Source organism: Brevibacillus sp. SYP-B805 (genome assembly GCF_011059135.1).
Taxonomy (GTDB): Bacteria; Bacillota; Bacilli; order Brevibacillales; family Brevibacillaceae; genus Brevibacillus_F.
Map to the genome: position 1 here is coordinate 51,054 of NZ_JAALGD010000016.1, position 19,635 is coordinate 70,688.

General features: G+C 55.7%; 22 protein-coding genes. 17 read left to right on the forward strand and 5 right to left on the reverse strand.

Annotated features, from left to right (window positions below; genetic code table 11):
- Window positions 1-322 precede the first annotated feature (322 nt).
- The 4 genes from G3578_RS17505 (at window position 323) to G3578_RS17520 (ending at window position 4,086) form a co-directional block, all read left to right on the forward strand.
- Entirely contained in the window at window positions 323-868 is a 546-nt protein-coding gene (locus tag G3578_RS17505) for an RNA polymerase sigma factor (RefSeq protein WP_165214305.1), read from the forward strand.
- On the forward strand, window positions 852-2,405 hold the full coding sequence (locus G3578_RS17510; protein WP_165214307.1) for a hypothetical protein: 1,554 nt from the start codon (window positions 852-854) through the stop codon (window positions 2,403-2,405). The genes G3578_RS17505 and G3578_RS17510 overlap by 17 nt, the downstream gene beginning before the upstream one ends.
- 86 nt (window positions 2,406-2,491) lie before the next feature.
- Window positions 2,492-3,646 carry a hypothetical protein gene (locus G3578_RS17515; protein ID WP_165214309.1) on the forward strand — a complete coding sequence of 385 codons (1,155 nt, stop codon included), beginning with the start codon at window positions 2,492-2,494 and terminating at the stop codon, window positions 3,644-3,646.
- A gap of 98 nt (window positions 3,647-3,744) precedes the next feature.
- Window positions 3,745-4,086 carry a hypothetical protein gene (locus G3578_RS17520; RefSeq protein WP_165214311.1) on the forward strand — a complete coding sequence of 114 codons (342 nt, stop codon included), beginning with the start codon at window positions 3,745-3,747 and terminating at the stop codon, window positions 4,084-4,086.
- A gap of 318 nt (window positions 4,087-4,404) precedes the next feature.
- Here the strand turns inward: G3578_RS17520 and G3578_RS17525 are convergent, their stop codons facing one another.
- Window positions 4,405-5,472: an NAD(P)/FAD-dependent oxidoreductase gene (locus G3578_RS17525; protein ID WP_165214313.1), complete on the reverse strand. Its 1,068-nt coding sequence runs from the start codon at window positions 5,470-5,472 to the stop codon at window positions 4,405-4,407.
- A 168-nt stretch (window positions 5,473-5,640) separates the two neighbouring features.
- On the opposite strand from G3578_RS17525, the gene G3578_RS17530 reads away from it, so the two are divergent.
- Window positions 5,641-5,904: a DUF1450 domain-containing protein gene (locus G3578_RS17530; protein WP_165214315.1), complete on the forward strand. Its 264-nt coding sequence runs from the start codon at window positions 5,641-5,643 to the stop codon at window positions 5,902-5,904.
- A gap of 19 nt (window positions 5,905-5,923) precedes the next feature.
- On the opposite strand, the gene mqnE is transcribed toward G3578_RS17530, so the two are convergent.
- Window positions 5,924-7,027 (reverse strand): aminofutalosine synthase MqnE, encoded by a 1,104-nt coding sequence (gene mqnE / locus G3578_RS17535; RefSeq protein ID WP_165214317.1) that lies wholly within the window; start codon window positions 7,025-7,027, stop codon window positions 5,924-5,926.
- A 280-nt stretch (window positions 7,028-7,307) separates the two neighbouring features.
- Here mqnE and G3578_RS17540 point away from each other — a divergent pair, with 280 nt between their 5' ends.
- From G3578_RS17540 to G3578_RS17555, 4 genes are all read left to right on the forward strand, one after another.
- A complete protein-coding gene (locus G3578_RS17540; protein WP_165214319.1) occupies window positions 7,308-7,529 on the forward strand; it encodes a Spo0E family sporulation regulatory protein-aspartic acid phosphatase in 222 nt (73 codons plus the stop codon).
- Window positions 7,530-7,691: 162 nt separating this feature from the next.
- Window positions 7,692-8,051: an iron-sulfur cluster insertion protein ErpA gene (gene erpA / locus G3578_RS17545; protein ID WP_165214379.1), complete on the forward strand. Its 360-nt coding sequence runs from the start codon at window positions 7,692-7,694 to the stop codon at window positions 8,049-8,051.
- A gap of 200 nt (window positions 8,052-8,251) precedes the next feature.
- The gene (locus G3578_RS17550; RefSeq protein WP_165214321.1) at window positions 8,252-8,407 is read left to right on the forward strand and encodes a hypothetical protein; all 156 of its coding nucleotides are present in this window, start codon (window positions 8,252-8,254) and stop codon (window positions 8,405-8,407) included.
- 197 nt (window positions 8,408-8,604) lie between these two features.
- Window positions 8,605-9,255, forward strand: a complete 651-nt coding sequence (locus G3578_RS17555; protein WP_165214323.1) for a hypothetical protein — start codon at window positions 8,605-8,607, stop codon at window positions 9,253-9,255.
- Window positions 9,256-9,262: 7 nt separating this feature from the next.
- On the opposite strand, the gene G3578_RS17560 is transcribed toward G3578_RS17555, so the two are convergent.
- A complete protein-coding gene (locus tag G3578_RS17560) occupies window positions 9,263-9,541 on the reverse strand; it encodes a hypothetical protein (RefSeq protein ID WP_165214325.1) in 279 nt (92 codons plus the stop codon).
- 127 nt (window positions 9,542-9,668) lie between these two features.
- Window positions 9,669-10,676, reverse strand: a complete 1,008-nt coding sequence (locus G3578_RS17565; protein WP_165214327.1) for an NAD(P)/FAD-dependent oxidoreductase — start codon at window positions 10,674-10,676, stop codon at window positions 9,669-9,671.
- 388 nt (window positions 10,677-11,064) lie between these two features.
- Here G3578_RS17565 and G3578_RS17570 point away from each other — a divergent pair, with 388 nt between their 5' ends.
- The 8 genes from G3578_RS17570 (at window position 11,065) to G3578_RS17605 (ending at window position 18,715) form a co-directional block, all read left to right on the forward strand.
- Window positions 11,065-12,258 (forward strand): NAD(P)/FAD-dependent oxidoreductase, encoded by a 1,194-nt coding sequence (locus tag G3578_RS17570; protein ID WP_165214329.1) that lies wholly within the window; start codon window positions 11,065-11,067, stop codon window positions 12,256-12,258.
- A gap of 12 nt (window positions 12,259-12,270) precedes the next feature.
- Window positions 12,271-12,528 carry a V-type ATPase subunit gene (locus G3578_RS17575; RefSeq protein ID WP_165214331.1) on the forward strand — a complete coding sequence of 86 codons (258 nt, stop codon included), beginning with the start codon at window positions 12,271-12,273 and terminating at the stop codon, window positions 12,526-12,528.
- Between the two features lie 153 nt (window positions 12,529-12,681).
- Window positions 12,682-13,455, forward strand: coding sequence for a DeoR/GlpR family DNA-binding transcription regulator (locus G3578_RS17580; RefSeq protein ID WP_165214333.1), 774 nt, complete (start codon window positions 12,682-12,684; stop codon window positions 13,453-13,455).
- Window positions 13,456-13,758: 303 nt separating this feature from the next.
- Window positions 13,759-14,625 carry a glucose PTS transporter transcription antiterminator GlcT gene (gene glcT, locus G3578_RS17585; RefSeq protein WP_165214335.1) on the forward strand — a complete coding sequence of 289 codons (867 nt, stop codon included), beginning with the start codon at window positions 13,759-13,761 and terminating at the stop codon, window positions 14,623-14,625.
- 139 nt (window positions 14,626-14,764) lie between these two features.
- Window positions 14,765-15,265, forward strand: a complete 501-nt coding sequence (locus G3578_RS17590; protein ID WP_165214337.1) for a PTS sugar transporter subunit IIA — start codon at window positions 14,765-14,767, stop codon at window positions 15,263-15,265.
- A gap of 46 nt (window positions 15,266-15,311) precedes the next feature.
- Window positions 15,312-16,073: a glucosamine-6-phosphate deaminase gene (nagB, locus tag G3578_RS17595; protein ID WP_165214381.1), complete on the forward strand. Its 762-nt coding sequence runs from the start codon at window positions 15,312-15,314 to the stop codon at window positions 16,071-16,073.
- A 208-nt stretch (window positions 16,074-16,281) separates the two neighbouring features.
- Complete coding sequence (gene nagE / locus G3578_RS17600; RefSeq protein WP_165214339.1) at window positions 16,282-17,724, forward strand: N-acetylglucosamine-specific PTS transporter subunit IIBC; 1,443 nt, start codon at window positions 16,282-16,284, stop codon at window positions 17,722-17,724.
- A 73-nt stretch (window positions 17,725-17,797) separates the two neighbouring features.
- Complete coding sequence (locus G3578_RS17605; RefSeq protein ID WP_165214341.1) at window positions 17,798-18,715, forward strand: DUF7916 family protein; 918 nt, start codon at window positions 17,798-17,800, stop codon at window positions 18,713-18,715.
- Between the two features lie 62 nt (window positions 18,716-18,777).
- Here G3578_RS17605 and G3578_RS17610 read toward each other — a convergent pair whose 3' ends face one another.
- Window positions 18,778-19,560, reverse strand: a complete 783-nt coding sequence (locus G3578_RS17610) for a SagB/ThcOx family dehydrogenase (protein WP_165214343.1) — start codon at window positions 19,558-19,560, stop codon at window positions 18,778-18,780.
- Window positions 19,561-19,635: the final 75 nt, after the last annotated feature.

Sequence of the window (19,635 nt, forward strand, 5' to 3'; positions counted from 1 at the left end):
GAGCGGACACGGTCCACTTCCTCGCGGGTCGTCAAGAGAGCGAGCAGGAACCATTCCCCATACAAAAAAGGAATTTGTTTACACACGAGAAGACGGGAGCAATCCCGTCTTTTTGTATTTCGACAATGTACGTCCTGTCATGGGGGACCGATTGCTTTCTTGAGAATCAGCATGTGAAGTTGGCCGTGTCCGCTGCGAATAGTAATCCTCCGAAAGAAAAATGTTGCCTCACCGGAAAAAATTTGTAACCTTTTGAAGGGGGAATGTTACCAAAGCATAAAAAGATTTCCATTTTCGTTTGGTCTGGCAAGGAGCGATCGATTTGGATCACAATCAAACGACGGAGCAGAGATTTTCAGCGCTGTACCAACAATATTATCGGGACGTTTATCAGTTTCTCTTTTGTTTTACGGGTCATAAAAGCGATGCGGAGGACTTGACACAGGAAGTATTCCTGACGGTCGTGAAGGTTCTTGACACCTTTGAAGGGCGCTCCCATTTGAAAACCTGGATTCTGGGCATTGCCAAGAACAAGGCAAGGTACTGGTACCGCAAAAAACGGCTGACCACCTTTTTTTCAGATACCCTGCTGCAAAGTCTCCGGACGAAGGAAGGGCTGCCGGAAGCGGAATTGGACAGCAAAGAAGGGGTCCGGGAGCTCATCAGTGCCCTGCAGGGCTTGAAGACACAGTACCGGATGGTATTCATCCTTCGCTGCCTCAAGGAATGCAGTATCAAAGAAACATCGGAAATCTTGGGGTGTTCGGAAGCAAAGGTAAAGGTGGATTACCATCGCGCTTGCAAGATGCTTCAGGAAAGGTTACACCCGTCAAGAATAGGAGAGTGGGCAAATGGACTGGCTAAATGAGCAGCAGCTGCGACGAATGATGGAACAGCTTGATGGTTTCGAGCCGGACAAAGCCTTTGTGAAAAAGTTGGAGATGGCATGTTTGGAAAAAATAAGGAGCATGCAGCACAAGCGTCAGATGTGGCGAATCGCCAGTCGAAGCACCGCAGCTGCGGTCTGCCTTTTTTTGCTGGTGTGGTTGTTTTCAGCGTCCGGGCAAAAGGTGATCCAGTCCCCCCTTCACTCCCTGATGCAGCAGCAGGCTGAGCGCTCTTCCACACGCGAATGGTCCCAGGAGCCAGGCAACGAGCAGCATCCCCCGTCAACGGTGGGACAGCAGGAAGATACCGGCAACCTCCCCCCCTCCCCGACAGCTCAGGCGAATGGCACAAGCACACAGGGAGAAAGTGTCACTCCGGACGTGAGTCAGGCCATCGGGGATCAGCGGATTGTGACAAGCGCCAGACAGTTCCTTGGCGACCTGGTGGGGGAGAGGAATGTGGAAGAGTATCGGGCCACGGCGGTTTCCCCCCGGCAGCCTTCCCTGTTTGACGTGAGCTTCAGCCGCTTCGTTAACGGCGTCCCGGTATCTGGCAGCAAGATGGTGGTCACGGTCGACAGCATGGGAACGGTGAAGCGATTGATCGCGGCCCATCCCATCGATCAGCAGGCGATTGCTCAAGCGCGCAGCCTGATCACGCATGACCAGCTGACCAACATGGTAGCCAGCCGCCTTCGCTTGTACTACAGCGAAAAATCATCGTCCGTTGTTTACGTGCTGCCAAAGCTGGCCGACCTGGATGCGCGATCAGGCCATTTTAACGGGTTGGAAGATCCTACCTCTTCCCGTTATCCGCATCCCTTTCTGCTGAAGGTGGAACCGCAGCAGCAGATGTTTGCGGCGGCAAATCCGCAAGAGGCAAGCGATCTGCTGCGGACACAGACGGGAATAGATGTAAGCGGCCTGTCGTTCGCGGGGGTGCAGAAGGTGAATGGCGGTTCCCGGTATGTCTGGAAACAAGGGCAGGCTGCGACCGTGAGCGTTGAAACAGCCGGCGACGGACGGATCACGCATTTTTCCTTCACGGATGCGGCCCAGACCCTTACCGGCCGCCGGAAGATGATCAGGATATCCGAGGCAGACGCACGCGATATCGCCGTTCGTTTCCTGGCCCGGCATCTCCCTTTGCCAGTCACTTCGCTCTATGTAGGGGATGTCAACCGGCGGGCCGAAGATTCCATCCTCGAATTCCGTTTCCACCCCGCCCTTGACAAGATTCCGGTTCTGGAGCACCCGTACATCGTCACAATGGATATGACGGATGGACGGATCATCGGCTTCTCCGGCGATTTTGCCAGCATCCCTCATGGTCGGCCGGAGCAGACCAACATCATGACGGGAACTGCGGTCATCGGACAATACTTTGCGCAGTCCCCGCCCGCGTTGGTCTGCACACCGGGAAGCACCGCAACGGCAGCGCCCGATTTCATCTATTCGCTGCCGGACTTATCCCGGGAGCCCGTGGTATTTGACGCCCGAACAGGAAAACGCAATTGAAAAATTGGGTGGATTTGTAACCTTTTGGCGAAAGGCGGCACTAATAGAGGAAACCATTCCACAATCTGGCGAGTAGGAGAGGATGTATGATGAAGATGAACAAACTGGTAAGCGCGCTGCTGGCGGTCAGCCTGCTGGCGATTTCTCCGGCGTGGGCCGAACCGCAACCAAAGATACCGGCTCAACCGGTCAAGAAATTGCCGAAGGCGGACGAATTGCCCAAAGCCGTGTTTGAATCCATCGAGCGCTTGGGACAAACATTCCCACAGTTGAAATCGTATGACAAGATCGATGTGAATGACCTTGTCCGGAACAAGGTGACAGTGGGCCTGCTTAAACGGGACCCGAATGCGGCAACGGTCGATCCGAACGGAGTCGTACACGATCTGACAGGACTTGCCATACTGGAACTGGACTTGACAACAGGGGAAGTCCAGCGCATCACCATGATGGGCAAACGGCCGTCTTCAACAGAAATCCCTGTTGAGGAAGTGATCGCCAAGTCGAAGGAGTATCTGCAGGCCCTTTTGGGGAAACAGGCAGAGATGTATCACAAGGTCTCGGTTTGGCCTATAGAGACATTTGAACTGGGGCAGAAAAAACGGCTGTATTCCCAGATCAACTATAAAGCCCCTGTTGGCGGAGATTCAGGTAAGGCCGACTATGTGGAGATCACGCTCCTGAACAACGGCGATTTCCTGGAATACAGCAGGAAAACCTTGCCCGTTGCTTACGATTCCTGGTACGGCGCGGAACTGGACAAACGGGTCAGGCCCAATGACGTCCTGTCGGAGGATGCGGCAAGGACGCTGGAAAAAATGCGGACACTTTTCCCTCTGATGCGGAATTATCCTGTCGAAAGGATTATTGCAGGGGATGACGGCACAGCGAAAATCTATCTGCAAAAAGATAAGGCGAATCCGTATCCGGGCATTTATATGAAGTTTGATGAGAAGGGAGAGATCCTTAACTTCCTGATCGTTGATCCGAGCCTGAACAAACCGGCCGCTGACGAAGCGGCAAAACGGAAAGCGGCCGACTTTTTGAAAAGCTATCTGGGTGAAACGGCAGCCGGCTATCGACTGACCGGAGTCAGCGCCAACACACACACGCATAACACGCCGAAAGGTCCCGTCCAACAAACCTTTGCACGGGTATCTTTTACAAACGCAAGCACATCCGAAACCATCCATATCGACGTTGCTTCCACCGGTGACGTGTGTGGAATTGACAGAGATTAGGCTGTCCGGTTTTATACCGGCAGCTTTTTTCGTTCTTCGCCGCCCCGCCTCCGCATAGGCTGGCTGTAGGGAAATTCGGACAAAGGAGCGGTGGCGGCATGGAGCAGATTTTTGCCCGATATTATGAATTGAAGCAGCTGCAAAAAGAGATCGAGGAGGAGGTGGAGACGCTGCGCAAACAGATCCTGGAGCTGTATCCGGGACCGTACACGGCGGAGAGCGGTCCATACAAGTGCATTATTTCTTACCAGGAACGGAAGGAGTATGATGACAATCTCCTGTACAAGGCGCTGCCTGACAAGGAGATCTGGCGGCTGGTGTCAAAGGCCGATGCAGGAAAAATCAACGGGCTGCTGAAGTTGAATGTGATCAGTGACGAGATTCTGCAGGGAACCTATGTGGTGAGGCAGATTCCCGTGATAAAGGTGCAAAAAACATGAGTGGTAAAACCAAAATCCCCCGTTAACCGGGGGATTCAATGTGCAGACAACGTTGGTCGATCATGGGTAATGGTTCCTGCTCGCTCTCTTGACGACCCGCGAGGAAGTGGGGCGTGTCCGCTCCGAAACGCGACGCGGGCAGGGGGCTCAACATCTGGGCGTCTCAGGGATGTGAGACTCACGCCCCCTGAGACCCCGCGTCTTTGTTTCTCCACTGAGCCGGTCGTCAAAGGAGCTCACCTGGCCCCATTACTCCATACCCCAAGCAGAAGTTTGTCATCAGTCTAAATCCCCCGTTAACCGGGGGATTTTTACACGCTATCCGAGATGTTTTTTGTACATCCAGAGGACGCCGCTTTTCATGACACGCGGCATTTGACCGACGAGGGAAACTTTCCCCATCACGCCGAAGCCTTCTTTTTTGCCAAGGGAACCGAGGACCCCTTTTAGCTTGATCGGCGGCAGGCTGGGGGGATAGGTTTCGCCTTTGGTGTCCCGCACCAGCAGCATGGCGATCTGCTCGCCCTGCACCTCGGCCAGTTGGGCGCTCGGTGCATGCGGCAGGCTCGCACAGTCTCCCACCACATAGACGTTGGGGTGGGTGGGAATCTGATGGTAGCTGTTCAGGACAATCCGTCCGATGCCGTCCTGTTCCACCGGCAGCTCACGGGCGATGCGGTTGGCTTGAATGCCCGCTGTCCAGACGATCGCATGGCTCTCCAGCGGCTGATTGTGGTTGAACACGATGCCCGGTTCCACCCGGTTGACATTGGCCTTTGAAATCAACTGCACATCGTGTTCAATAAACCACTGGGACGCGTACTGCCGCAGCTTTTGGGGAAACGGGCTGAGGATGCTTTCCCCGCGGTCGAGGATGCGGATATTCAGATCCGGACGGCTCTCCCGCAGTTCCGAAGCCAGTTCCACCCCGCTCAAGCCGCCCCCGACGATGGTTACCTGGTCGTACGGGTTCAGGTTGTTGAGAGCGGCATAGGTGGTGCGTGTGGCGCTCAGTGTCTGAATCGAATACGTGTAAAGGTCTGCGCCCGGAATGTCGTGGTAGCGATCTTCACAGCCAAGCCCGATCACCAGCCAGGTGTAGGGCAGCATATCGCCATCGGCAAACACAACATGCTGTGTATCCAGATCGACGCGTACCACTTCGCCAAGCTTCACCTGCAAGCGCGGGTTGCTGGGAAAGGGAACGCGAATCGCATGCTCAGGCTCCGTTCCGGCCGCGAGTGCGTAATACTCGGTTTTCAAACCGTGAAACGACATTCGGTCAACCAAGGTAATCCCTACATCGTCAGGCAAGTCGGCGGCCAGCAGGCGTTCCAGAATGCGCAGTCCGCCGTAGCCGCCCCCAAGGATGACTATTTGCTTCATACGAGGTCTGTTCCTTTCTTCACCGAATAAAAACCATGAAAAATGTACCCATTCTATTTTTGTCCGACTGCCACAAAAATGCAAGAAGAATCTTTTTCCCATCGCGTGAATGCTGGATTTTTCCCGGGAACGAGGTACAATAAGGGATGAGAAAGACAGGTGACAAACATGAAAGCATTGGTTGAATTTTGCTCCAGCAATGTATCATCCTATACCAAGCCGGTCATGGAAGCGTTGGAGAATGCTCCGGATTTGGATGTGGACGTGATGGAATACGGATGTCTCGGCCACTGCGGTGAATGCTACATGAAGCCGTTTGCGCTGGTCAACGGGGATTACGTCGAGGCGGATTCGCCGGAAGAGCTGCTGGCGCGCATCAAACAAAAAGTACAGGAAGACCAGGATAAATGGGAGAAGGACTTTCCTTTCTAGGAAGGTCCTTCTTCATGTACTAGTATTCCTTAATCACTTGATAGAATGTATCCCGTTCAACGGCTTTTTTGCCGGCCCCCCGAATCAGCCAGACCAGCTCATCCACGGTCAAGGCCTGTTGGGTGAGGGCGCCCACCGCATGGCTGATGCGCTCTTCAATCAGCGTGCCGTGGACGTCGGAGGTTCCCATCGTCAGGGATACCTGTGTCAGTTGCGTGCCGATATTGATGAAGTAAGCCTTGATATGCTGCACGTTATCCAGCATCAAGCGGCTGATCGCCAATGTCTTCAGGTCATCGATGGCGGAAGTGCGCAGCTTGATCCCGGCGGTCACTTTCTTCGGCTGCACGGCCAGCGGAATGAATACCATGAAGCCGTTGGTCTCATCCTGCAGTTCGCGGATCCGCAGCATGTGGATCAGGCGTTCTTCCCGCGTCTCGATGGAGCCGTACAGCATGGTGGCATGGGTGCGCAGGCCCAGCTGATGGGCGGTGCGATGGACTTCCAGCCATTGATCGGTGCTGGCTTTCTCCGGGCTCATCTTCTCCCGGTAACGCTCCGTCAGGATCTCCGCGCCGCCGCCCGGCAGGGTGTCAAGGCCGGCCTTGATCAGTTCCTCAATCACTTCGCGGAACGACAGGCCCGCGATGCGCGAAAAGAATTCGATTTCCGCGCCTGTATACGCTTTGATCGTCACATGCGGATACGCCTTTTTCAACGTCCGGATCGTGTCCAGATAGTAATCGAAGCCGACATGCTGGTTGTGGCCGCCGACGATGTGGAACTCGCGGATGCCGTCATGGTAGCGGGTGCCCACGTAATGGAGCAGTTCATCCATGCTCATCGTGTAGGCGCCCTCTTCCCCCTGATCCCGACGGAAGCCACAGAACTTGCAGTGGGCCTCACAGACGTTGGTCGGATTGATGTACATGTTCTGAATAAAGTAAACGCGATCCCCGTTTTTGCGCTGGTTGACCAGATTGGCCAGCTGCCCGATCGTCAGCAGGTCTCCGGATTCATAGAGAGCCAGTCCGTCCTGGAGGGTGAGTCGTTCTCCGTTGATCACCTTTTCCGCCACCCCGGCCAATGCTTTGTCCTGGGTCGAAAGCGTCTCAATTGCCACAAGGCTCACATCCTTTTCATCATTCGTTAAATATGCGTGCTGCTCGATCATCATGCGACAGGCATTCGCCATCCGATATTCCTCTCAAAGCATATCTATTATAAATCTCTTTCCAGCGGGGAACAATACAAGAAGTATGTCAGGAAAGGAAAGATCCAGTAAGATACAAAAATTTACAAAAAATGGCTTTCCAAGACAAATGTCCTAGGAAAATATATTTGCGATTTACAATTTGTTCCTGTAAAATGATAGGCATTAAGGCGTGATGGAGGAGATTAAGGTGCAGGATAAATTGCTCGAGAAAATCGAACTCCTTCGACAGCAAATGGTAAAGATCGGTGTAGAGTACGGTTTGGATCATCCGGACGTTTTGAAATACAGCAAACAGATCGATGAACTTCACAATGAGCTGATGGGGCTGGATCATGGACTGCCCAAGGCAGATCGAAAGAAAAAACCTTACCGCTTTTACCTGTTGGAAAACAGAGCCAATTTCGCTTGATGAAGAGGGGGTGCCCCCTCTTTTGTGCGTTTGGGCCGGCAGGGCTTGGCCAGGTTGGCAGCGGAACCTTGTTCCCGGCCGGCTTTCTCGGTATACTGAAAGGGAGGCGGTGCACACGTTAGGCCTGCCTCATGGATCAATGGCTGCAAAGGAGGGATCATGATGATCACGCTCACGGAACAAGCGAGCCAAAAAGTGAAGGAGATGCTGCAGGCGGAAAACAATCCCAACCTGTTTCTGCGCGTCGGCGTGCGCCCGGGGGGCTGCAGCGGCTTTACCTACGGCATGGGTTGGGATCAGGAGATGAAGGAAGGCGACCAAACCTTCGAGCAGAACGGCATCAAAATTGTTGTCGACAAGGACAGCTATGCATATATCAAAGGTACGGAGATCGACTACAAGGAGTCGTTGATGGGCGGAGGCTTCTCCATTCACAATCCCAACGCCATCGCTTCCTGCGGCTGCGGGTCTTCCTTCCGCACGGCGACGGACGAAGGGAAAGCGGAGAAGTGCGACGAGTGAGTGGACAGCAACCAACAGACTGATCAGGATAACCTTCCCAGGCGCTGCGGATGCCATCCCAGATTGCCGGGAAGGTTTTCTTGCACTTTCACCCTTTGGGGGGGAGCGTGCGCTTAAGTCGGCGGGGTTTTATTGCGCTGTCCTCATTGGTGTTCGGGGCTGCGACAGCAGAAATTCGTGAAGGAAAAGAGGGAATGGGAATGGACGGTTTGGTTTTGGCCGGAGCAGTCGTGTTTGCGATGCTGACCCTGTCCAGCCTGCATGTCCTGATCAAGCAGCTGGACAACCACTCCAAAAGGCAGGCGGAGATCATCGCGCTGCTGACGGAGATCAGGGACAGCGTCAAGAGGAAATAAGGCTGGCGGCGAAAGCTTTCTTTGCGGCATGGGAATAATCCTCCCTTCTTCGGCGCACTAACTATAATATCGGCAAAAGATTTCCAGCCGGCCATGGAGGGGGGACGGCAGCCTTCTCACCGTTTCCCATGTCTTGTCGTTTTTCCCCTTTATGGCCGTAATCAAGCCCTGAAACCGAAAAGGAGTGACAGACTACCATGAAGCATTGGAAGCAAGTCTTGCTGGCATCCGCGCTGGCCGGTGCGCTCGCCGTGCCGTTTGTCGTGCGGGCGGAAGAAGGGACGAACCCGGGAGCCCCCATCCCCGGGCAGCTCAAGCAAACCATCCAGCATCAATGGGAGGGGCATCAGCCGGCGCATAAACAGCATCGCGGCCGCCATGCGCTGTTTCTGGGGGCGCACCGCAAAATGTACCTGACCCTGCTGGCGGAGAAATACACCCCGGGCAGCGTGGCGGAGTGGAAAGCGGCATTTGCCGAGCGGGAACGGCTGGTAGCGGAGTGGAAGGCGCGCAAAGCGACAGAACAACCCTCCGATGCAGAAAGACAGGCGCGCAGGGAGCAGTTCACCAAATTGGCGCAGGAGCTGAAAGCCAAGGTGGCGAAAGGCGAGCTGACGAAAGAACAGATGAAGGAACAACTGGCCCAATGGCGGGAAGAACACGGAGGGAAAGACAGGAAGGGGCTGCGGGAAGCCCTGCAGCCGTTCAAGCAGGTCCACGAGGAGTTCGACGCCGCGATCAAGTCGCAGGATGCGGCTGCCATCCGGGCCGTGCTGCCAAAGCTGCTGGACGAAGTGAAGACCGTCAACCGGCACTTGGCGGCCAAGCTGGAGCAAAAGAAGAGCTAGAGTTCTTTCAGGAAAACAGCCCCGTCTGGAGATCGGCAGCCGTCCACTCGGGGATCGCCAGCCGCTGCTCCCGGCGGCAGGACGGACACCAGGCGACATGTACGCAGAGGTGCTGCTGCCGATCGGGCAGGCCGTTGGACAGCTTGCTCTCGTCGATGGGCATGTACGGGCTGTAATCGCCGTAGTAATCGTACAGGCGGCCGGCATCTTCCATGCTGCGGCCGCAGTCCGGGCAGCCGGCATAGAGTCCGGCCAAACCGTTGCACACGGGACAGAGATGGTTCACGTGAGGCACCCCCTGTCTCTACTGTGCGCAGCCGCTTGAAGGGATATGCACCGAAGATGCCGCCCACCGCGATGCGCCGGTCGGAACCCCAAAAAAGCTCCCCTGTCTGTAGACAGGGGAGCTGCGCTTACTTGAAGCCTTCCATGCTGGAAGAGTGGTGCGGCTGCACTTTGGCATCCGGGTTGATGTAGGCCATCGCATTGTTGACGGCGGTGGGCGCTTCGCCGAAACCGACGGCGATCAGCTTCACCTTGCCGGGATAGGTGGCGATGTCACCCGCAGCATAGATGCCGGGGATGTTGGTCTCCATTTTGGAGTTGACCACGATGGCGCCTTTCTCCAGCTGCAGCCCCCAGTTTTTGATCGGGCCGAGCGAAGAGATGAAGCCGAAGTTGACAATCACCGCGTCCACGTCGATCTGTTTCTCTTCCTTGGTGCTGTTGTTCTGGATGGTAATACGTTCGATGCGCTCGCCGCCATGGAGCTGGGTGAGTTCGTAAGGGGTCAGTACGTTTACCTTGGAGGCCATCAGCGTCTCGACACTGTGTTCGTGTGCACGGAATTTGTCGCGGCGGTGAATCAGGTGAACTTCCTGCGCGATCGGCTCCAGCATCAGGGCCCAGTCAACGGCGGAGTCGCCGCCGCCAAAGACGGCCACGCGCTGTCCTTTAAAGGAATTCAGGTCGGTCACGAAGTAGTGCAGGTTCGACTTTTCATATTTCGCGGCATCCGGGTGTTCCAGCCTGCGCGGTTCGAAAGCGCCGACACCGGCCGTGATGATGACCGCGCGGGAGTAGTGGATGCCTTTGTCCGTCGTCAGTTCGAAAACCTGATCGTCTCTTTTGACGACGTTTTCCACTTTTTCTTCCAGGCAGATGGTGGGGTTAAAGTGGGCAATCTGCTGTTTCAACCCGTCGACCAAATCCTGGGCAAGCACTTTCGGAAAGCCGGCTACGTCATAGATATATTTTTCCGGATATAAAGCGGCAAGCTGTCCACCCAGTTGGGGCATGCTTTCAATAATCTTGACGCTGGCCTGACGCATTCCCCCGTAAAACGCGGTAAACAGGCCGGCGGGGCCTCCACCGACAACGGTGATGTCGTAGATCTGCTCGTCCCTTTGCAACAAACTCAAACCAAGCACCTCCAGAAAGATGTCAGAATTCTGAGCACACTTTCCTATTATAAACATCCTGCCACCAGAAAAAAAGCGGAGAAAAAGTGAGCGTTTCCCTGCTGATTCCCTGCGAATTATCTCTTGCAAGAAGAAGCGGTTTCCTGCTAATATGAAGTTGATTGTGAACAGTTTGTGAACTCGATTGTGCTTTTTTTCACAGATGGGTTGTTGGCACTCATACGGATCACGCAATTTTCCTTTCTTTTTGGGCACCTTAAAGATACCTACCTACGTGAAAAATGGCACAAACTTCCAGACGGTTCCATGACACGGCTGATCCGCTGCGGCGGAGGAACGCACTGCAGGCGGGCACCCAAAAAACAGATAGGAATGGAAGGGATCAACCATGAGCACACCCAAAATCGTCATTCTTGGAGCGGGGTATGGCGGGCTGCTGACAACGCTGCAGCTGCAGAAGAAGCTGAACTACAACGAAGCGGAAGTGACGCTCGTCAACAAGCACAGCTATCACTACATCACGACCTGGCTGCATGAGCCGGCGGCAGGGACCGCCAGCGCCGATCATGCGCGCGTCGATCTGGACCGCATCATTGACATGAAGAAGATCCATTTCGTCAAAGGCGTGGTGCAATCGATCGATCCAGCCGAACAGTCGGTCACGTTGGAAAATGGTGACGTTTTGCGCTATGACTACCTGGTGATCGGATTGGGCAGCGAACCGGAAACATTCGGCATCGAGGGCCTCAGGGAGCATGCGTTCAGCATCCGCAGCATCAACGCTGTCCGCCAGATCCGGGAGCATATTGAATACATGTTCGCCAAATACAAAAACGAACCGAGCCGCACCGACTATCTCACGTTCGTGGTGGGGGGCGCGGGCTTTACCGGCATCGAGTTCTGCGGCGAGCTGGCGGATCGGGTGCCGGAGCTGTGCAAGGAATTTGACGTGGATCCCGAACTGGTCAAAATCTACAACATCGAGGCCGCTCCGACCGCTCTGCCGGGCTTCGACAAGGAACTGGTGGATTATGCGATGGACGTGCTGACCCGCAAAGGCATCCAGTTCCGCATCAATACGCCGATCAAGCAGTGCACGCCGGAAGGGGTTGTGCTGGCGACCGGCGAAGAGATCAAGGCGGGCACCGTGGTCTGGACCGGCGGCGTGCGCGGCAACAGCGTCGTGGAGAAGTCCGGTTTCGAAGTGATGCGCGGCCGCGTGAAAGTGGATGAGTACCTCCGGGCCCCGGGTTATGAGAACGTGTTCGTGGTGGGGGACTGCGCGCTGATCTTCAACGCGGAAGGACGTCCGTATCCGCCGACAGCCCAGATCGCCGTTCAGGAAGGCGAGAACTGCGGCGAAAACCTGGTCGCCCTGGTGCGCGGCGATCATCTGAAGCCGTTTGTGCCGAATCTGCAAGGGACGCTGGCGTCGCTGGGCAAAGGCGAAGGCATGGGGATCATCATGGGCGGCAAGAAGCTGTTCGGCACCAGCGCCGCTCTCATGAAGAAAGCGAGCGACCTGCGCTATCTGTATAAAATCGGCGGGGTTGGCCTTGCGCTGAGCAAAGTCAAACTGTAAAGAGGGAAAAACATGCGGCATGCCAGTGTGCAGGTGAGAGGGCTGCTGACCAAAGAGGAACTGGAGCGCTACAATGCGCTGATGGAAGTCGGCCGCTTTCTCGAGGAACAGAACCGCCATGATTTGGCCCGCATCGTCCAGAGCGAGATTGACATCCTGATCCTGCCGGCCATTGAGCGGTTGAAGGAAAAGGGACGTGAGCGGGATCGGGAAAATCTCCGCTACATGATCGATCACGGCCTGCTGGATAAAGACGAAGACGACGAATGACGAATAAAGAAGCATGAACGGGGATCCTCCTTTCGACCGGAAGGAGGATCTTCTTATGCCTTGCAATTACTTATTATCACTTAATAACGCTTGATAAATTACTTGATATTGCTTATAATGATTGCAAATACTTCCAGAATGGCAGGGCGAAGCATGTACCAGGAAGAACGGCTGGATGCCATCATGGCCTATTTGCAGGAACACAAGCGGGTGAGCGTGCAGGAGATTTGCGAGCGGTTCGGGGTGTCGCGCGATACGGCCCGCCGGGATATCGTAAAGCTGGAGGAGCAGGGGCTGATTTTACGTACCCGGGGCGGGGCGATCCTGCCTACGCTTTCGAAACGATTCCACAATTACGCCGAGCGGCTGCAGATGGAATCCGGCGAAAAACACCGGATCGCCTTGCTGGCGGCGTCGTTGATCAAAGACAACGATTACCTGATCATGGATGCATCCACGACCGTCCTGTTTGCCGCAGAGTGCCTGACGACGAAGAACAATGTCGTGGTGACCAATTCCATCGATATCGCCGCCATCGTGGGGCGCAAGGAGCAGGCGAAGGTGTATCTTTTGGGAGGCTGTTTCCATCCTGCGCATCGCTTTGTGTATGGCCAGCGGGCCATCGAGATGATGGCGGAGTATCATGCGGATAAACTGCTGATCGGAGCGGGGGGCATTGCGCGGAACGGCCTGACCAATCCTTCGGAAGAGGAGAGCCATCTGCTTAAGGAAATGATGAAGCGGGCGGATCAGGTGATCGTCCTGGCGGATCACTCCAAGTTTGATGTTCAGCAGTTCGTCAAAGTGGCCGGATGGGATCAGATCGATATGCTGGTGACTGACCGGGAACCTCAGGGGGAGCTGGCCGAAGCGCTGAAACAACATGAGGTGGACGTGTTGGTTGCCGAGACCGAGAAACACCGCTGATTCGGCTGGCGTGACGGGGAAGCCGGCGTGACAGCGAATCAATCTTGGGGAATCCGCCTGGCAGCAGGCTTGCGGCTGCCGGGCGGGTTCCTGCTGCGCGGAATTGTGGATTGACAAGAGTTGTTTTGCTGCCATACAATAAATATGAAATGAATAAAACGCTACTATTCATGGCGTGTTACTGGTCGACAGGCATGAGCCAGAGAAAGATTTCTTGGAACGCATCGAGGTCTTTTTCTGGCTTTTTTTATTCCGGCTTTGCTTGTTCCCGCATGCGCGACAATAGGTTGATGGTGATTCCTGATGGCAGATGAACGCAAATATGTGATCGGCCGTATTTTTAACAACAATATCGTTCTGGTCCATGAGCCGCCCGACAATCAAGAAGTCATTCTGCTCGGCAAGGGCATCGGGTTTGGACAGAAGGTCGGTAGCGAACTGGACCGCAGCGATGCGCGGATCGAGAAGAAGTTCAGGCTGGAGCAGGAGCAGCATCTCCGCCAGTATCAGTCGCTCATCAACCAGGTCGACCAGACGGTGATTGATATTGCGGAAGAGATCATCAGCCTGGTGGCGAAGGAAATCTCGCCGGATCTCAATGAACATATCCATGTGGCGCTGCCGGATCATATCCACTTTGCCATCCATCGGCTGCGCAACGGCCTGGAAATCGTCAATCCGTTCCTGTTTGAAATACGGACGCTGTACGCCAGGGAATACGCCTTGGCGGAGCGGGCCGCCCGCATGATGGAGGAGCGGTTTCACATCAAGGTGCCGGAAAGCGAGTCGGGCTTTTTGGCCCTTCATATTCACTCGGCCGTCAGCTATATCCCTGTGACCAAAGCCGTGCAGTTCACCAATGTGCTGGCGGAGCTGGTGGCAAGGATCGAGCAGGCCACGGGCACCCGCATCGACAAGCAAAGCATGGATTATGCCCGGTTAATCACCCACCTGCGCTACGCCATCGAGCGCATCCGGCAGGGGAAGCCGATCCTCCATCCGCTGATGGACCGGATCAAAACCACCCTGCCCCAGGCGTACGAGTTGGCAGCGGAACTGGGCGCATTGATTTCCGAGAAGCTGGACGTTGTGGTGCCGGAAGACGAGGTCGGCTATATCGCGATGCATTTGTTCCGGCTGCTGCAGCAGTTGGAAGCCAAAGAAGAATAATCCGTGCGGCGTGTTACTGGTACGACCAGGCATGAGCCAATGGGAGAGTAAGGACGGTGGTCCTTTCTTCTCATTGTCTCATGCCTTTTTTGCTGCACCTGGAAACGCTAAAAAGGAAGTACACCAAGGGAGGGCTACCATGTTCCAGAAATGGTTTTCCAAGAAAAAACAGGAGGCTGCCGCCGGTTTCCTTACTCCGATCAGCGGGAAGGTGCTGCCGCTCGAAGAAGTGCCGGACCCCGTCTTCGCCCAAAAGATGGCCGGAGATGGCGTGGCGATCGAGCCGTCCGAAGGCTTGCTGGTCGCGCCGGTTGCCGGCAAGGTGGCATTCCTGTTTCCCACCCACCATGCCATCAGTCTGGTGAGTGACAGCGGCTTGGAAATCCTGATCCACATCGGCATCGACACGGTGAAGCTGAACGGCGAGGGGTTCAAGCCGTTTGTCAGCGTCGGTGACGAAGTGAAAGCGGGAGACAAGCTGATCCAGTTCGATTTGGCGGCCATTGTGAACGCCGGGTTTTCACCGATTACTCCCATTCTCGTGACCAATCGGGATAGGGTGGAAGAGATCACCTTTACGGCGGGGGCCGAGGTGAAAGCGGGAACCGGTACGGTCATGGAGGTCCATCTGAAGCAATGAAAGCGAACGTGACAGCTGTAGCGTCCGGGGAGGGATGAGGCACATGATCCAGCTTATCGTGACGGAAGATTATCGGGAAATGAGCCAGAAGGCGGCACAGATCGTCGCTGACCAAATCAGAAACAAGCCCGATGCCGTAATCGGCTTCGCCACCGGAAGCACGCCCCTCGGCTTGTACGCGGAGCTGATCGGCATGTACGACAGAGGGGAGCTCGATTTCAGCCGGATCACCACCTTTAATCTCGATGAATACGTGGGCTTGTCGAGAGAACATCCGCAAAGCTATTACCGCTTCATGTGGGAGAATCTGTTTTCCAAGATTAATGTGCAAAACGAACGGATTCATTTTCCTCCCGGGATTTTTACTGATGCGGAAGCGGTCTGCAGCCGGTATGAAGAAGAGATCGCCGAGGCGGGCGGGATCGATCTGCAAATCCTCGGGATCGGCACCAATGGGCATATCGGGTTTAACGAACCGGATGAAACCTATACCCTGGCTACCCATGTGGTGGAGCTGGCGGAGGAGACCATCGAGGCCAACGCCCGTTTCTTCCACGACAAGGCAGAGGTCCCGCGCAGGGCGATTACGATGGGCGTGAAAAGCATCATGAACGCCAGATCCATCCTGCTGCTGGCCAATGGCAAAAGCAAGGCGGAAGCGGTCAGCCACATCTGCACGGGTGTGGTCGATCCGAAGGTGCCCGCCTCCATCCTGCAGCTTCATCCGCACGTTACCCTGCTTGTCGACCGGGAAGCCGCCCGGTTGATTGAAATGAAAGGAGAAGCAGCATGGTCCCATTCCAGGTAACCGTGGAAACGGAGGGGGGACTGCGCGCGCGTCCCGCCCTCCAACCTGGGGAGCATGGCATTGAAAGCGCTGCCATCGCTGCTGCCCTTGCAGTCGAATGGCGGAAGTATGCTGAATCATTCCCAGTGTCAGACAAGTTCCTCTTTGCTGCGGCGCCAAGAGGAGCTTTCTGAAATAGATGTCATCATTATTTAAAGGAGGTTTTTGTATGTTAGCTTTTTTGCAAAAGATTGGCAGATCGTTGATGCTGCCGGTCGCCACGCTGCCGGCAGCCGCCCTGCTGCTCCGTTTCGGCGCGATCAACTACGAAACGGAGTTCCACATGGGGGCGACGGTCGGGGGCTTTTTGAACCAGTACGTGGCTCCATTCCTTCTCGCTGGCGGCTCTGCAATTTTTGATAATTTATCGCTGATTTTCGCCATCGGGGTCGCGATTGGTCTTGCCGGAGACGCGGTGGCTGCGCTTGCGGCCGTCATCGCCTATCAGGTGCTGGTGACCGTATTGGGCAAAGTCCCGGCGGCGTTCGCATTCATTCCGGACGACGCGAAGCTGAACATGGGGGTGCTCGGCGGTATTCTCGCCGGCGGTGTGGCCGCTTATTTCTACAACAAGTACCACGACATCAAGCTTCCTGATTGGCTTGGTTTCTTCGGCGGCAAACGCTTTGTGCCGATTGTGACGTCTGTCAGCATGGTGATCATCGCGCTGCTGTTTGGCTTGATCTGGGGACCGATCCAGGATGCCCTGCATGCGTTCGGGGAATGGGTAGTCAACCTGGGGGCTGTCGGCGCCGGCGTGTTCATGTTCTTCAACCGGATTCTCATTCCGTTTGGGCTGCACCACGTCATCAACGCCATCGCCTGGTTCCAGATCGGTGACTTCACCGACGCGGCTGGCCAGGTGTGGCACGGAGACCTTAACCGTTTCTTCCATGGCGACAAGAATGCGGGCATGTTCATGACCGGTTTCTTCCCGATCATGATGTTCGCGCTGCCGGGTGCGGCACTCGCCATCATTCATACCGCGAAACCGGAGAAGCGCAAAGCGATCGCCTCGGTCTTTTTGGGGACCGCCCTGACCTCTTTCCTCACCGGTATCACGGAACCGATTGAATTCGCCTTCATGTTCGTTGCCCCGGCGCTTTATGTCGTGCATGCCGTTTTGACGGGGGTATCCGGTTATCTGGTAACCGCGATGGGCATCAAACACGGCTTTGGCTTCTCTGCGGGGTTCATTGACTACGTGGTGAACTATCCGCTGGCGACGAAGCCGCTCCTGCTTATTCCGATCGGCCTGGTATTCGCCGTGGTCTACTACTTCCTGTTCCGCATCATGATCGTCAAGCTGAATCTGATGACCCCGGGACGGGAAGAAGACGAGTTTGCCGGTGAAACCGGAGCAGCCGGCGCTTCCAGCCTGCGCGACAAAGCCGAGAAGGTGCTGGCGCTGATCGGCGGAAAAGAGAACATCACCAGCATCGATGCCTGCATCACCCGCCTGCGCCTGGTCCTCAAGGACGATACCGTGGTGGATGAAAAAGGGCTGAAAGCCATTGGCGCGGCCGGCGTGATGAAGCTGGGCCAAGGCAGCGTGCAGGTGGTATTCGGCACGCAGTCCGAACTGTTGAAAGACGAGATCAAAAAACTGTAACAACGGTTGCAGCTCCCGCCCGGCACAAGCTTGGCTTGCGCCGGGGATTCTTTTGGAAAGGATGGCGGTGGAGATGAAACGCTTGCTGGATTGTACAGCCTCCGATTTTCGAAACATGACGGGCAAAGAGCTGAAGCAGTCGATCAAAGCGGCGGAGGGCCGCGTTCTTTTGGCGGAGGTGATCAGCGCCTGCACGCCGCTCTATCCCGCCGTTACCAATGCGGAGATGGCGGCTGCATTCGGTGCCGATCTGATTCTGCTTAACTTTTTCGATGTTTTTCATCCCGCCGTGGAGGGGCTGTCCGTCGAAGACCCTGACCAGGTTGTCACCACCCTGAAGGCGTACACCGGCCGTCCGATCGGCCTGAATCTGGAGCCGGTCGACCTGCAGGCGAAACAGGCGGAAGAGCTGGTCACCCTGCCGCAGGGCCGCATCGCCTCGGAAGCGACGTTCCGCGAAGCGAAGCGGCTCGGGTTCGACTTCGTCTGCCTCACCGGCAACCCCAAAACCGGCGTGACGAACGCGGAGATCGCCAAAGCGATCCGGACCGCGCGTCAATCCATGGGCGAGGAGACGCTGATCATCGCGGGCAAGATGCATGGAGCCGGTGTGGAAGGGGAAGCCGGGGAGGAGATCGTGGGGGAAAGCGACATCGTCCGGTTCATCGAGGCCGGCGCCGATGTCATCCTGCTGCCCTCACCCGGCACGATCCCCGGGATCACGCTTGAAGCAAGCAAACGGCTGGTCAATCTCGTGCGCAAACACGGAGCGCTCTCCCTCCTGGCCACCGGAACGAGCCAGGAAGGGGCGGATGAAGCGACCATCCGGCAAATCGCCCTTTTCAGCAAAATGGCAGGGGCGGACATGTACCATATCGGCGATGCCGGTGTCGCCGGCATGGCCATTCCGGAAAACATCATGCAGTACTCCATCGTCATCAGGGGCAAGCGCCATACTTATGTGCGAATGGCCGCCTCCATCCTGCGCTAACCCGGCTGCCGGAGCAGTCCGGCAGAAGCTGAAAGGAGAGGATCTCCCTCTCCTTTCGCTGCTTATGCCGGCCGCCTGTCATGCAGCCAGCCTTTTCCCGTTACTTTGCCGACGGATGCCATCAACACGGAGAGATGGTTGATGCCATCAATGCCCAGAAACTCGTTCATGTTGATGTCGAACCAGTGGCCGATGGTGGCGACCCCCAGTCCCAATCCGTTCCCGACGATGTGAAGATTTTGTGCGACATGGCCCGCATCCCACCAAATGTACCGGTACGCCCGTTCGTTGTATTTGTCCTTTGTACGTTCCACTACTGCGGTCCAGACAAAGTTCACGGCAGACCGGCGAGTCATCTCCTGTTCCTCCGTCAAACGATAGGCGACCTCGGAGACGTCCTCCAGTTTTAATCCTTCCAGGGTCCACTGTTCCACATCCAGGTGATACAGCCCTTTTTCCAGTCCCTCCACGTTGTTCACCAGCAGGTAGGTTTCAATCGGGTACAAGGCCCCGGCGGAAGGCGTCGTCCGCAGTTGATACTCCCCCAAATCCGCCGTGATTCCCTGGGTTCCCCAGAGCAGGATGTTTAATTCGTTCAAGGAAAGCGGCACATTGGTGAAATTACGCATGGTACGGCGGTTTTTCAGCAGTTCCCAGAGACCGGGTGCTGCCGGAAAGTCCGGACTCCCCAACGGGATGCGCACAACGGCGTCTTCATATCGCAAGTATGTGGGCGGCCTTTTGGAAAAATCATACTTCGCCGCCCACCCTTTTTCCAAATCGCCGACCGCGTAGGATGTTGCCTGAATAAATTCGTTGCAGATTCTCTGCCACTCCGGATGCATGGAAAACTCCTCCTCTTTTCTGTCGGTGATTCTCTGCTTTCAAGGAAGAGTATACGCCGCACTATGCCATTAGTA